The sequence below is a fragment of the Echinimonas agarilytica genome (assembly GCF_023703465.1).
GTDB lineage: Bacteria > Pseudomonadota > Gammaproteobacteria > Enterobacterales > Neiellaceae > Echinimonas > Echinimonas agarilytica.
In genome coordinates this window covers 114,377-127,035 of record NZ_JAMQGP010000009.1, presented here as the reverse complement: position 1 = coordinate 127,035, position 12,659 = coordinate 114,377, and the positions used below count along the sequence as shown (strand labels likewise).

Below are 12,659 nucleotides of genomic sequence, written 5' to 3'. Positions count from 1 at the left end.
GTTATAATAGGGGAGCACAATGTGCTCCCTTATTATTCAATCCAGTGATTTAACATATCGAAAGTTTGTGCGAGCAGGGCATCAACTGATGCATCGCCATTGATGACTTGAATATAGGGTTCATTGTCAGTGGGCATATCAAGTGCTTCAAACTGGCTTTCAAGTAATGAGGTAGGCATGAAGTGGTTTTTGCGCTGAGTTAAACGTTGTTTAATGACGTCAAACCCAAGGTTCAACATAATGAACTTGCAGCCCTTGCAATGTTCTTTAAACAAATCTCTATGTGATTTTCTAAGCCCGGAATAGGACATTACAAAACCTTGCTGATTTTGGGTAAGATCGCTCACACGATCAATGAGCGCATGAATCCAAGGTATTCTCATCTCATCGGTCAGTGCTTTTCCAGAATTCATGTGAGCAACATTTTGTGCAGGATGAAAATCATCGGCTTCGATAAATTCCACCTTCATATGAGCCGCAAGCTTTTGCGCTAACGATGTTTTACCGCTGCCACTGACGCCCATAATAATGATGCAATGAGTCAACTTAGGATTCCTTCTTTAAGTAGACGTGAATATGATAGTGATGATCGGGTAAAATATTGACCACGGTGTTGCCCGCTATGTTTGCATCTAATGATTGCAGCACAACGGCTTGAGTTTGCTCACGGCGTTCGTACTTTACGGTTAGTATCGCCCCCCTAAAGCTACGAACCATTTGAGCATCTTGCCAATGAGAAGGGAGCATTGGACTTATCTGCAGGCCGCTTTGGGTTCCCACCAACCCAAATAGACATTCCACTACAATGCGATACATCCAAGCAGCGGTGCCAGTGTTAAACAACTGGCTTGAACGTCCCGCACGATCAGGAAATTGTTGATATGCGCCTCGATAGTAATTTGGAACGTACAGTGGCAGCTGTCCCCGCTGTATGAGATCTTCTTGCGCTGAAGCGGGAATCATTTGTCGTAAATACTTGAATGCTAATTCGGCTTCATTCTTTTGATACAAGGCATAAATGTAAAAGGCGGCAGCATGGTTATACACCGAACCATTTTCTGCGCTGCCCGGAAACTTCTGCGTCACACGCCCCACGTGCTCATGCATGCGAGTATAAGCAGGCGCAAGCATTTGCAAACCATATGGTGTTTCCAAATAAGTGGAAACGGCCTCTAACATTTTTGCCGATTTTTCATCACAGCTTGCACCAGAAAGCAGCGCAAATGTTTGGGGGTTTAAGAAAATGCGTCCTTCACCATCGGTTGGCGTACCGAATGCTATACCGTCATCGCTGATGCCTCGATGATACCAATCACCAGTCCAGCAATGGGTGTTAAAAGCTGCGTTAAAATCATCGCTATGGGCACGATATTTCTCTGCCAGGTCTGTATGACCTGTCTGTAAACAGATATTTGCCCAAGTTGCACATGCGTAGGCACTGGCAACGGTTAGCCACGACGATACCCCGACACCTTTATATCCGACCATGTTCATAGGGTCACACCAATCGCCTTGCGCAATATAACTTAAATGTCGATGGTCAGTTTGCGCCACAAGCCAATCCATAGCACGAGATACATGTTCCAACACGGTCACTGATTGATCAGAGTCTGAATATGGAATTTCAAGATTCAAAAATTCAAAGTCATTATGCTCGGTAAAGTAGGGCTTCAAACAAAGTGGCAACCACACACAATGATCGGTATGCGGCACTTGGTTGATATATTTCAGTGTGGCTGTATCGTTCAGCAAAATTCCATCTGGCATTGCGCCGCTTGAATGCTGTTGAGACAAAGCTAACACAAAATTATCACGGGCTTTTGCGCCGTTAAGCCAACAAAGCCCCATGGTGTCTTGTAAAAAGTTTCGAGTTTGAGGATCAGTGGTGAGGCGGTTTACATCACCATGATAATGCACCTGTCGACTCAACCAATGATTGACAAAACTGCTCATTAGCGGATCTGGGCAACTTAAGTGATTTGTGGCAGCTAGCTGCTGATAATCCAATGCATCTGAAAGTCTATGTTGGAAATGATCCGGTGCTTGGAAATGTTTAATTAAGGTTTGTATGTGCCGCTTACTTTTAGCCGGCCCAAATATAAACCGATAGTCCTCCGTTTGTTGTTTCGGCTCCAGCGTGACTTTGTATTGCATAATTGCAACCGGAGTTTCATAGCGTGCATCATCACAATCGAGTTTGGGCTTGGAGAGTGCTGAAGGGTTATGTAAGCCACCTTCACCCTCAAAGTTATGCTGATGAACTTGCCAAGCATCGGGTTTTCGACTTGCCCATAAAAATGTAGTGTCTAATAACTCTTTATTGTCGAAGTATTGAGAGACCTTTTGGTATGGCGTCACAGATTCACAGACAATGCTATTGAGCTGTACGTCAAAATGGGCAGATTGATTCATCCATGACATATAGCCTACCGAGAAGTAGGGTGTGACCAAAAGTTTTCGTTTACCATCGGAATGATTGACGATACGAAGCGTCCAATATTCAGCGGCTAAATCTGTGGCCAAAAACAACGTCCAAACCACTTCAATTTCGTCAAGTGAGATGCGCCATGTAATGCAATGGGCTTCGCTTTCCATTGAATATTCTGCCCCCTCATGACGACAAGGTTCATATGGCACAGACCATAATTTGTCGCGTTCTAAATCTTTTATGTAAACGAAACGACCAGGGTGATGGGCATAGTAGGGTTGCTCCGGCTGCATAAACGTTTTGGCTTCGAGGTTTGGCGCATGAGAATACGCGGTCGGTTCTGGCTGCATAAATCGAGACACGATGTAGCCACGGCAGTTAACTTGCATCATCATGTGTTTATTCCACAAATAGCTGCTGGCCAGAGGCATTGCTGTTGGCGACTTCAAACGGCATACAGCACCGTTGGCATCAAAATCAACCAACGAAGACGAAGAATTAGAAGAAGAATGATTCATGAGCGAGCGACAAGTTCCTTCTGAATGTGAACAAGCTGAGTGTTACTCAGGCTGTATCTCGTGGCGATTAGAGCTGCCACAGCAGCAAAAAATGCGGGGATTGCGGTAACAAGCAACACAATACTGTTGGTGGCCTCGATGGTTTGCACTTGATTTGCTTCGTAACCCATAGATGCCAGCATCCAACCAATGGTTGCGGACGCTAAAGCGCCGCCTAACTTGAGTGCAAATGTGGCCGCAGAGAACACAAGCCCTGTTGCTCGGCGTCCCGTTTTCCATTCTGAGTAATCTGCCGTGTCAGCATACATACTCCATACCAGTGGAGATTTCGGCCCCAAAGCCAGCGAAATTAAGACGCCGAATACAAACACCAAAGTGACAGAATCAGGCGGTACAAAATACATAGCCGCAGAGAGCAAAGCGACCAAACTCATCAAAACAATGAATAACGACTTTTTATCCATCAGACGCGTAAGCATGGGAGTTGCGGCAGCGCCAATGGCATACGCAATCATGGTCGCTGTAAGAAATGCCCCCATGAGTTCAGCTTGATTCAAGTAATATTTAAAATAATAAGCAGAAGCAGCATTTCTCAAGGAGATCGTCATAATCACAACCAAGCCTAGGGCGAATAAAACCAACCATGGACGATTAGACAGTAAATCTTTGAGATCTTGCAGTGGCGTATTATTAGTAGATTTTACTTGTACAACTCTTTCTTTAGTATTTAAAAAGCTCCATACGAAAAGAGCCGCAGCGGCCACCCCATAACAAGCCATTGCAAGCTGCCATCCAAGTTTTTCGTTTCCCTGGCCCAACAAGTCAACGAGCTTAGGAGTACACCAAGTCACAACAATGCCGCCAGTAAATGCAGCAACAAATCGATAACTCGTTAAAACAGTTCGTTGTTGAGTGTTGCCAGTGATCACACCCAGCATTGCAGAATATGGAATATTGACAAACGTGTAGGCCAGCATCATGAAAATATAGGTACAGTACGCCCAGATCAATTTGCCGTCATCACCAAGATTGGGAGTTGTATAGGTCAAAACACCAGCAGCAGCCAAAGGTAAAGCTCCCCAGAGCAGGTAAGGGCGGAAACGTCCAAGCTTTGATTGGGTTCGGTCAGCAAGCATACCCATCATGGGGTCAGTAAACGCATCAATCAATTTAGTGACTAAAAACATTGTGCCAGCAGCAGCAGCTGAGATGCCGAAAACATCGGTATAAAAAAACATCAAGTACACTTCGATGTTTTTCCAAAAGAAGTTAAAGCCAGTATCGCCAACGGCATAACTGATTTTTTCACGAAGGCTTAATTGGCTATCGCGTGATTCCATGTCTTATCTCTCCATCACTGCCCTGATAATGAGTTCCATTACCAATGAAAGCGCTTGCAATTTCACCTTAGAAAACGTTTTCATTCAATGATGAAGATCTCAAAACAATTAACGTGACCAAAAAGCCCCTATGCATAGAGGCTTTGCTAGCTCACTAAATCGCTTTTTGAAAAACGACTTGAGAAGAGGTGTAGGAAGGGCGTTTTGGGGGGGTTAATGCCTCAATTAGACGCGACAATGAAGGCGTAATTGCATCAAAAGAAACCCCGTAATAATAGCCAGTTAAGGTGCGTTTTCGGTGTCGGACTGCACCTGAAACGAGCTGACTATGGCCATTTAAATCTTTAATTCTAATGGTTATTTGGTCACTTAAAGGCTTGGGTGCCTCAATACCTAAACCCGACTTAGAAAAATTCAGAATGGCAACTTCAGAAATATCAGTAAACCAATTCCAAACAGCTGGGGGGGGAAGGGTTGCTTTGATCACGCCTTTGGCAATGGATACGCGATCTGAACTTCTGGACTCCACTGCCTGAGAAGTAAAGCTTTCCATTTTAATCTCCATATTAAAACCCTGACTGGTAGTTGGGCATTGTCGACAACCATGTCTTTGTTTCAGTTAGCCGCAAAGCTATTAACACTCAATGTTCTCTATATAGTGAATGAAGAGTGTGTCACAAAACTGAGACAAGTGTAGCAAACAATATTGAAATCTGCCTAAGTTTGAAAAGAGAAAGTTAGCATGTGTATGTTTCATTTTTAATTAAAATTAAACTTAATAAAAACAGTTATATAATAGACAGCAAAAGTTTAATCCTGTGATATTAAACTTAATAAACCTAGATAAATAAGCAGCATTCTTGACTGCAAGTTATTTTACTAAAAAAAATAACATTCAGAGTTAAACTCATAAATATCATCTCTCTATTTCTGTTTTTGGTGCGTGTTGATGACTGTTCCGATTAAACACAAAGCGATTCGCGTTTTATCTTTCCTTCTGGTATTGACTATGTACTTTGCTGCGAAAGCAGAAGAATCTTGGACGCCACCAGCACCGAGTGAGCTCGATATGAGTTGGGTTCAGCTAACCTCGGGAGAGTGGCTCAAAGGCGATATTATCGGTATGTACGAAGAGCGCCTTGAATTTGATAGCGACAAACTCGGTGATTTATCGCTTAAATGGAAAGATATCAAGGTGATATACGGCAAAGGGAAATTTGGTGTATTCACTGAATCTCAAGGAATACTTGTAGGGCAACTGGTCAAAGATGGCAACAATACCATTGTTCGAACAACGAAAGGTGACGTGTCAGTGCAATCCGGAAGGGTCGTGTCGGTGGCGCCTCGAGGCAGTAAAAAACTGTCGCAATGGAGCTACAAAGCATCGTTTGGTTACACAGTCAAACAAGGTAACAGTGACGAGGCCGAGTACAATGCTACGGCAAATATCAAAAGAAGAAGTGCCAATACACGCGGTATTTTTGATTACATCGGATATGTATCCACCAAAGAGGACGAGCAAAGCGCCAACAACCATCGCTTGACGGGTACCTATGACCGATATTTAACCCGCGCTTTCTTCTTTCGACCTGTTCAGCTCGAGATCTTCAAGGACAAATTCCAAAACATTGATTATCGAGCCACTTATGGTGTTGGTGCGGGTTATACGATTATTGATGACGATGTCACTGAATGGGACGTTGCGGCCACGCTCGGCTATCAAACCACGCAATTTAATTCCGTCGAAGAAGGTAAGCAGGATAGCGAAGATACACCTGCATTTACGTTTTCAACCCATTACGATCGCGAGCTAACGGATGACCTTGATTGGGAAACCAGCTATAGCGTTACTTTTGTCAATGAGGCATCAGGGCGCTATACGCATCACTTCGTGTCTACGTTATCCGCTGAATTAACGAAATACTTAGATTTAGATTTATCATTCGTTTGGGACCGTATCGACAAGCCGCAACCCGATCAAGATGGCGAGCTACCAGATTCTGACGACTATCGAATGGTGGTAGGTGTTGGGGTGGACTACTAGAGCGCGTTAGTCTTTGCTGTTTTGATTTTAACAGCGTTCGTTGGTCAATGAGGCAAAGCAGAGGTCATGAAATTGGGGGCTCCTCAATGGTTAGCGGATAAAGTAGTATGTATTGCGACAAAACTCATACTTGAACGCTCACACGCCCTAGCCACCGAATCACGGCTAGCCTATGATGCCTGTCAAAATCGCCAGAGGAAGAATGATGTCAGAACGGGAAGTACATGGGTTAGTACTTAACGGAGGAGGTTCTGTTAGAATGGGCTCGCCCAAAAGCGAGTTGCAAATTCAAGGCATTTCGCTCAAGCAGCACATGTGCTCACTCCTTCAGCAATCAGGCGTAAAACGCGTTTGGCTCAGTGGCGAAGACATAGAAGACATCTATAGTGAACAAGGCCCTTTGGCGGGCATTCATGCTGCCTTATCTATGAATGCAAGTGTAGATTGGTTGGTAACGCCAGTGGACATGCCGCTGCTAAGCCCCAACTTACTCAAACAGCTCATTGCGCAAGGCAGAAGCGCTCAGCTTCCCTGTTATGCTAACCAATGTTGGCTTCCAATATATATTCCATCCTCTGCTCAACATATTGAAATAGCCACACATTGCTTGAATTCCGTTCAACATCGGCATTGGTCAATGAAGCATTGGTTAGCGAATCAAAAATCGCTTAGTATCGACGTACCCGATAGAATGCAGCTTAATAACGCCAATACACCCGATGAGTGGCAGCAATGTCTATCGGCTTATCGTTAATTGAAATTTGTGACAAAGGATTTTTTCATGGGCAATCATGCCAGTTCAGAGCTAAAACCACTCAATATCGCTGTTTTAACCGTATCTGATACGCGTAGCGAAGAAACGGATACATCTGGGCAATATCTTGTTCAGAGCGCCCAGGACGCAGGCCACACAATAATCGAAAAGCATATTTGTAAAGATGACGTGTATCAATTGCGCGCAATCGTCTCAAAGTGGATTGCAGATCCTAGGGTTCAAATAGTCTTATCCACAGGCGGCACTGGCTTTACGGTTCGAGACAATACACCGCAAGCACTACAACCCCTTTTTGATACAGATATTGAAGGCTTCGGTGAATTGTTTCGCCATATCTCTTATGGTGAGATTGGTACTAGCACAGTCCAGTCTCGTGCCGTTGCCGGCTTTGCCAATCAGACTGCCATTTTTTGTATGCCAGGTTCCACCAACGCCTGTAAAACAGCATGGACAAAGATTTTGCATGAACAATTGGATAGTCGCCATAAACCATGCAATTTCGCACCTCATATTAAAGTGGTAGATGTATAAATGGTTCAGTTAAGTCATCTAAATGCGCAGGGCCAAGCCAATATGGTGGACGTCACCACAAAGCAAGAAACACAAAGAACCGCCGTTGCCGAAGGCTATATCTACATGTCAGGCGATGCGCTAAATGCAGTCACTGACCAGCACAATAAAAAAGGCGATGTGTTGGCTACAGCTCGGATTGCCGGTATTCAAGCCGCTAAACAAACCTCAAACCTTATTCCGCTCTGCCATCCTTTGGCGCTCACGAAAGTTGCGATTGATCTTGCCCCTGATCCCGCCAACGGTCGCATCCGCATTGAGGCCATGTGCAAACTTTCGGGTAAAACTGGTGTCGAAATGGAAGCACTAACGGCTTGCTCGGTTGCTGCATTGACACTGTTCGATATGTGTAAAGCGGCTGACCCAGCAATGCGAATCGAAGGGATTCGTGTGCTGCGAAAAGAAGGCGGGAAAACTGGAAGCTGGAGCGTTTGATGAAAGTTTTGTTGTTTGCAAGCTTGCGAGAATCAGTCGGTGAGTCTGCTGTAGAGATAGACGTTGTTTTACCAATCACCGCTGGTGATCTGAAATTACAAGCCGGCCAGCAAAATTCGGCGATTCAAAAAGCTGTTGAAGACGTCACCTTGCTGATAGCAATTAACCAGCAAGTTGCTGGCGATGACGACATGATTCAAGACGGCGATGAAGTGGCGATGTTTCCGCCGGTCACAGGCGGTTAATCATGAATGTCAAAATTGATGTGGCAGAGTGTTGGATTGACGTTTTAGAAGCGCAGCAATGGTTGTCGGGTGACACCGCATCCGGCGCGATCGTCACTTTCATAGGGCAGGTTCGAAATCATAATTTGGATGACACTGTCACTGCGTTAACGCTTGAGCATTATCCAGCAATGACACAACGCACGTTATCCGACATTGCAGATCAAGCGAATGAGCGTTGGACGTTAGGTCGCATTTATATTTACCATCGGGTGGGACGGTTAGAACCCGGTGAGCCGATCGTATTTGTCGGTGTGAGCTCAGCTCACCGAGATGCTTCGTTTGAGGCCGCTCGCTTCATTATGGATATTTTGAAAACCAGTGCGCCGTTTTGGAAGAAAGAGCAAACAGCGCACGGAGAACGTTGGTTGGATGCAAGGGCGAGTGACGAACGTGCAGCTCATGCGTGGTCTGATTAAACCGTTATACCATTAATGCATCGAAGGGTAGGATTTCAACTTGCTCTCCTTGTTCTACACTGCCTCGCTCTTGTTCCAACACAATGTAGCAATTAGCTTCACAAAACGACGACATGACACCTGATCCTTGAGCACCTGTAGCGCTTACCAGTAATTTTCCATCGGGCCCGTTTTGATATCTACCACGTTGAAAATCAAGTCTGCCCGGTCGCTTTCTAAGCAAACCAGTGGTGGTTGCCACCAATGGAGTTGGCGCTACGTAGTGTTCGCCCGTGAGTCGGCGTAGCGCAGGTATAGCAAGCTGATGACAAGTCACCATAGCCGAAACAGGGTTCCCAGGTAATCCAAAATAATGTGCGTTACCCAGCGAGCCAAATGCAAATGGTTTCCCTGGTTTAATGGCCAATTTCCAAAAATCTATTTCGCCGAGTTCATCTAAAATGATCTTAATGTAATCGGCATCTCCGACACTCACACCACCACTGCTGATCACAGCATCAAAGCGACCTGCTTTTGTCATTGCTTCGCGCAGCGCTTCGGGCTGATCAGGAATAATGCCAAATTCTTCAACAATAATGGGTAAACGGCGGACGAGTGCAGCCAGCGCGTATCGATTACTTTCGTATATTTGTCCTGCTTTAAGTGATCGACCTGGCTCAATCAGCTCATCGCCATTGCTGATCAGTGCAACGCGAGGTTTTCTGTAAAGCGCAACCTCACCAATACCAATTGATGCGAGTAACCCCAAGTCAGCAGGGCGAAGGCGGTGACCTTGCTCAAACAGCAATTGGCCTTGCTTCAGATCTTCTCCAGCTCGTCTAATATTTTGTGCTATTTGCACTGGCCGTTTAAAGGTGATCGATTCGTCATTAGTAACCACTTGTTCTTGCATGACCACAGCGGTTGCACCTTGGGGGATGACTGCGCCGGTCATAATACGAACACATTCGCCTTGGTTTACCGTGCCATGATAAGGAACGCCTGCCATAGAACGGCCTATGAGCTGTAACTGAGTAGCTGCTTCGGGAGCGTCTACAGCCCTCAGTGCGTAGCCGTCCATTGCTGAGTTATCGGCTGGCGGAACATTCACCGGGCAAATAATAGGAGCCGAAATGATGCGCCCATCTGCAGCTTGAAGAGGAACGGTCTCAATCTCTGTGACGGCTGTAATGGCATCCGTAAGGCGTGCAAGTCCTTCAGATAAAGGCATGAGCGATGAAGTGTAGCAAGAATCCATGTGTACGAGTGTCTCCTAAAGGTGATGAATCCATAGTACCAAAGCGCCACACAAAAAGAACTTTCTGAGCTGATACTGTTCTCCGTCAATACGCGATGAGGCAGTTTCACTATATTCGCATACACTCTAATTGTTATCTGCAAATCTTCGAGGTATTTCCATGCGCATTGAATCTGATATCAAATTGGGATTCAAAGATGTTTTGATTCGACCCAAGCGATCCACACTCAGTTCACGTTCACAAGTAGATTTAGTACGAACTTACACATTCGTGAATAGCAAACGCACATGGAAGGGTGTACCTGTCATCGCCGCAAATATGGACACCGTGGGCACTTTTGAAGTGGCCAAAGCACTTGCAGAACACAAGATGCTATGCGCTGTTCACAAACACTACACACTAGAACAATGGCAGTCCTTTGTGGATGAAGCAGACGATTCAATTTTTGATCACATCATGGTCAGTTCGGGGACTTCCTCAAATGACATGGCAAAGCTTAACCAATTGATGACAGCTCACCCAAAGCTTCAATTTATCTGCATCGATGTTGCCAACGGCTACGCCGAAGCGTTTGTTGAGTTCGTACGAAAAGTACGCCAACAATACCCGGACGTGACACTCATCGCTGGGAATGTAGTGACTGGTGAGATGGTAGAAGAGCTGATTTTAGCCGGTGCAGACGTGGTTAAAGTTGGAATTGGACCGGGCTCTGTATGTACTACCCGTGTAAAAACAGGGGTCGGTTATCCTCAACTATCGGCCACAATCGAATGTGCCGATGCAGCACATGGGTTGGGCGGGCTCATCATTTCAGATGGCGGCTGTGCTATTCCGGGAGACGTTGCCAAAGCGTTTGGTGGCGGTGCTGATTTCGTCATGCTCGGCGGCATGCTTGCCGGACATGATGAGTCGGCAGGCGATTTGGTTGAGGTTGAAGGAAAGCAATACAAAACCTTTTACGGCATGAGTTCAGCAACGGCGATGTCGAAACATGCTGGAGGGGTTGCTGAATACCGCGCTTCTGAAGGCAAAACAGTGAAGGTACCTTACCGAGGTCCAATATCAGCAACGGTGTTAGATATCTTGGGCGGTATCCGCTCAACCTGCACGTATGTGGGCGCTCTGTCACTTAAAGAGCTATCTAAGCGCACCACATTCATTATGGTCCGAGAACAAGAAAATCAAGTGTTCGGTAAAGAGTAACTCTGCTCCTACCGTTAAGCGATGCCCATAATTGCTTGGGCATCGAGCTTATTCTTCACGAAGTCACTGTGGCTGACGTACAGCAGGTCTGATACTTTTCGGATGGTCGCTTCCTCATAGGGATCGAGCTGACCATCTGCGTAAGACACCTTCCATAACGCTAAAACGACTTGATGCCTAAGCTCAAGCGGTGCCTGTTTGATCACAGACGTAAATTGATGCATGCACGTCGCATTTTCTGACGATGTTTGAGCACGTTTAACCAATTGGTTGACTTCATCAGCGCCTACATCAAAGAGTTTTTGCATTAAGCTGGTGATGATGTTGATTTCCCGAGGATCAGTATTGCCATCGCTCGTTGCAACTTCCACGAGTAGCGCTGCAATGGCTAAAGGTTGGTCAATTGCTGTGTCATTGGCAGCAGTGTTCGACTCTGTGAGGGATTCGAAGAATCCAGATAGCTTGTTTAACATTCGAATGTCCTTTTGATCGCTTCACTGTAGCCTGAACGAAAGTCAGGATACTTAAAAACGTAACCTGTTGATTTCAGTGCTGCGTTGATACAACGTTTGCCTAAGTTAGAGGGCGACTGATCGATAAAGTTTACTTTATTTTCAAGACCAAGTTCATGTTCGATAAAACCGTATACTTGAGCTTTGTCGGCTCCGTTGTCATCAACAGCAATGTATAGCTTCGCTAAATCGGCATTTCGTTCATCTTGGGCAATGATATGGAGTAATACTCCAGCGCAGTCATCTTCATGTATTCGGTTTGTCTTCGCCGCAGGGTTATTTGGAACTTCCACACCTTTGCGTACCTGTCGAATTAACATGTTACGGCCATTGCCATAGATACCGCCAAAGCGAATGATAGAGCAGGGGAGTAGGCTATTCAGTAATATCTGTTCACCTTCTAATATTGCCTTCCCGCTAAAGCCTGTCGGAATGGTCAAGCTTTTCTCTGTGACATCTTCACCTTCACTTTGACCGTAAACACTCGTGCTCGACACCAAAATGAAGCGTTTAAGTGACGACTTATCAACAGCTCGAATTAAATGTTGAAGGCCTTCTACATAGGTTTTTTTGTACGATTCTTCAGTTCTTTGATCGGGAGTTGCTGTATATACAATGTAATCAATTCCATTTAAATCAATATCTTGAGCTAATTCATTCAAGTCTGCACTAATATGATGCAAAACGTCTGAGGTTCCTGAGCGATTAAGGCTTATCCACAAGCACTGTTTGGCTTGCTTCACCATGTTCTTACCAATCGCACCATAGCCTGCGATTAAAATTCTTGATTGATTAGAGGGGACAGTTTGGGTCATTCCATTTCCTATGGCATTTGTTTCTTGATCATTGTTGTACGTAACAATAACGGGAATTATGCATGATTGTGAGTAATA

The 12,659-nt window shown here is 45.2% G+C and carries 14 protein-coding genes; 7 read left to right on the top strand and 7 right to left on the bottom strand.

Translation table 11 applies throughout. The features are described 5' to 3' along the window. Positions 1 to 32: 32 nt before the first annotated feature. The 4 genes from NAF29_RS16320 to NAF29_RS16305 all read right to left on the bottom strand — a co-directional run bounded on the left by NAF29_RS16320 (position 33) and on the right by NAF29_RS16305 (position 4,839). On the bottom strand, positions 33 to 545 hold the full coding sequence (locus tag NAF29_RS16320) for a gluconokinase (protein WP_251262697.1): 513 nt from the start codon (positions 543 to 545) through the stop codon (positions 33 to 35). A 1-nt stretch (position 546) separates the two neighbouring features. Continuing rightward, positions 547 to 2,946, bottom strand: a complete 2,400-nt coding sequence (locus tag NAF29_RS16315) for a GH36-type glycosyl hydrolase domain-containing protein (protein WP_251262696.1) — start codon at positions 2,944 to 2,946, stop codon at positions 547 to 549. Then, positions 2,943 to 4,286 carry a glycoside-pentoside-hexuronide (GPH):cation symporter gene (locus NAF29_RS16310; RefSeq protein ID WP_251262695.1) on the bottom strand — a complete coding sequence of 448 codons (1,344 nt, stop codon included), beginning with the start codon at positions 4,284 to 4,286 and terminating at the stop codon, positions 2,943 to 2,945. The genes NAF29_RS16315 and NAF29_RS16310 overlap by 4 nt, the downstream gene beginning before the upstream one ends. A 154-nt stretch (positions 4,287 to 4,440) precedes the next feature. Further along, positions 4,441 to 4,839 carry a PilZ domain-containing protein gene (locus tag NAF29_RS16305; RefSeq protein WP_251262694.1) on the bottom strand — a complete coding sequence of 133 codons (399 nt, stop codon included), beginning with the start codon at positions 4,837 to 4,839 and terminating at the stop codon, positions 4,441 to 4,443. 396 nt (positions 4,840 to 5,235) lie between these two features. On the opposite strand from NAF29_RS16305, the gene NAF29_RS16300 reads away from it, so the two are divergent. From NAF29_RS16300 to moaE, 6 genes are all read left to right on the top strand, one after another. Continuing rightward, on the top strand, positions 5,236 to 6,330 hold the full coding sequence (locus tag NAF29_RS16300) for a DUF481 domain-containing protein (RefSeq protein WP_251262693.1): 1,095 nt from the start codon (positions 5,236 to 5,238) through the stop codon (positions 6,328 to 6,330). Between the two features lie 202 nt (positions 6,331 to 6,532). Further along, entirely contained in the window at positions 6,533 to 7,084 is a 552-nt protein-coding gene (mobA, locus tag NAF29_RS16295; protein ID WP_251262692.1) for a molybdenum cofactor guanylyltransferase, read from the top strand. Between the two features lie 27 nt (positions 7,085 to 7,111). Further along, complete coding sequence (moaB, locus tag NAF29_RS16290; protein WP_251262691.1) at positions 7,112 to 7,636, top strand: molybdenum cofactor biosynthesis protein B; 525 nt, start codon at positions 7,112 to 7,114, stop codon at positions 7,634 to 7,636. Then, positions 7,637 to 8,110, top strand: coding sequence for a cyclic pyranopterin monophosphate synthase MoaC (moaC, locus tag NAF29_RS16285; protein WP_251262690.1), 474 nt, complete (start codon positions 7,637 to 7,639; stop codon positions 8,108 to 8,110). Further along, positions 8,110 to 8,355 (top strand): MoaD/ThiS family protein, encoded by a 246-nt coding sequence (locus NAF29_RS16280; protein WP_251262689.1) that lies wholly within the window; start codon positions 8,110 to 8,112, stop codon positions 8,353 to 8,355. The genes moaC and NAF29_RS16280 overlap by 1 nt, the downstream gene beginning before the upstream one ends. Before the next feature lie 2 nt (positions 8,356 to 8,357). Next, positions 8,358 to 8,813 carry a molybdopterin synthase catalytic subunit MoaE gene (gene moaE, locus NAF29_RS16275; protein WP_251262688.1) on the top strand — a complete coding sequence of 152 codons (456 nt, stop codon included), beginning with the start codon at positions 8,358 to 8,360 and terminating at the stop codon, positions 8,811 to 8,813. 4 nt (positions 8,814 to 8,817) lie between these two features. On the opposite strand, the gene moeA is transcribed toward moaE, so the two are convergent. Then, entirely contained in the window at positions 8,818 to 10,050 is a 1,233-nt protein-coding gene (gene moeA / locus NAF29_RS16270) for a molybdopterin molybdotransferase MoeA (RefSeq protein ID WP_251262687.1), read from the bottom strand. 160 nt (positions 10,051 to 10,210) lie between these two features. On the opposite strand from moeA, the gene NAF29_RS16265 reads away from it, so the two are divergent. Continuing rightward, positions 10,211 to 11,254, top strand: coding sequence for a GMP reductase (locus tag NAF29_RS16265; protein WP_251262686.1), 1,044 nt, complete (start codon positions 10,211 to 10,213; stop codon positions 11,252 to 11,254). A 14-nt stretch (positions 11,255 to 11,268) separates the two neighbouring features. Here the strand turns inward: NAF29_RS16265 and NAF29_RS16260 are convergent, their stop codons facing one another. Together NAF29_RS16260 and NAF29_RS16255 are read right to left on the bottom strand one after the other, a co-directional pair. After that, on the bottom strand, positions 11,269 to 11,727 hold the full coding sequence (locus NAF29_RS16260; RefSeq protein WP_251262685.1) for a tellurite resistance TerB family protein: 459 nt from the start codon (positions 11,725 to 11,727) through the stop codon (positions 11,269 to 11,271). Beyond that, on the bottom strand, positions 11,721 to 12,581 hold the full coding sequence (locus NAF29_RS16255; RefSeq protein ID WP_251262684.1) for a sugar nucleotide-binding protein: 861 nt from the start codon (positions 12,579 to 12,581) through the stop codon (positions 11,721 to 11,723). The genes NAF29_RS16260 and NAF29_RS16255 overlap by 7 nt, the downstream gene beginning before the upstream one ends. Positions 12,582 to 12,659 lie beyond the last annotated feature (78 nt).

What these genes read in the sequence shown, in the direction of transcription:
- moaB (WP_251262691.1), top strand. Translation starts at nt 7,112, where the DNA reads ATGGGCAATCATGCCAGTTCAGAGCTAAAACCACTCAATATCGCTGTT.
- NAF29_RS16260 (WP_251262685.1), bottom strand. Translation starts at nt 11,727, where the DNA reads ATGTTAAACAAGCTATCTGGATTCTTCGAATCCCTCACAGAGTCGAAC.
- NAF29_RS16305 (WP_251262694.1), bottom strand. Translation starts at nt 4,839, where the DNA reads ATGGAAAGCTTTACTTCTCAGGCAGTGGAGTCCAGAAGTTCAGATCGC.
- NAF29_RS16315 (WP_251262696.1), bottom strand. Translation starts at nt 2,946, where the DNA reads ATGAATCATTCTTCTTCTAATTCTTCGTCTTCGTTGGTTGATTTTGAT.
- moeA (WP_251262687.1), bottom strand. Translation starts at nt 10,050, where the DNA reads ATGGATTCTTGCTACACTTCATCGCTCATGCCTTTATCTGAAGGACTT.
- mobA (WP_251262692.1), top strand. Translation starts at nt 6,533, where the DNA reads ATGATGTCAGAACGGGAAGTACATGGGTTAGTACTTAACGGAGGAGGT.
- NAF29_RS16280 (WP_251262689.1), top strand. Translation starts at nt 8,110, where the DNA reads ATGAAAGTTTTGTTGTTTGCAAGCTTGCGAGAATCAGTCGGTGAGTCT.
- NAF29_RS16300 (WP_251262693.1), top strand. Translation starts at nt 5,236, where the DNA reads ATGACTGTTCCGATTAAACACAAAGCGATTCGCGTTTTATCTTTCCTT.
- NAF29_RS16265 (WP_251262686.1), top strand. Translation starts at nt 10,211, where the DNA reads ATGCGCATTGAATCTGATATCAAATTGGGATTCAAAGATGTTTTGATT.
- NAF29_RS16255 (WP_251262684.1), bottom strand. Translation starts at nt 12,581, where the DNA reads ATGACCCAAACTGTCCCCTCTAATCAATCAAGAATTTTAATCGCAGGC.
- NAF29_RS16310 (WP_251262695.1), bottom strand. Translation starts at nt 4,286, where the DNA reads ATGGAATCACGCGATAGCCAATTAAGCCTTCGTGAAAAAATCAGTTAT.
- moaC (WP_251262690.1), top strand. Translation starts at nt 7,637, where the DNA reads ATGGTTCAGTTAAGTCATCTAAATGCGCAGGGCCAAGCCAATATGGTG.
- moaE (WP_251262688.1), top strand. Translation starts at nt 8,358, where the DNA reads ATGAATGTCAAAATTGATGTGGCAGAGTGTTGGATTGACGTTTTAGAA.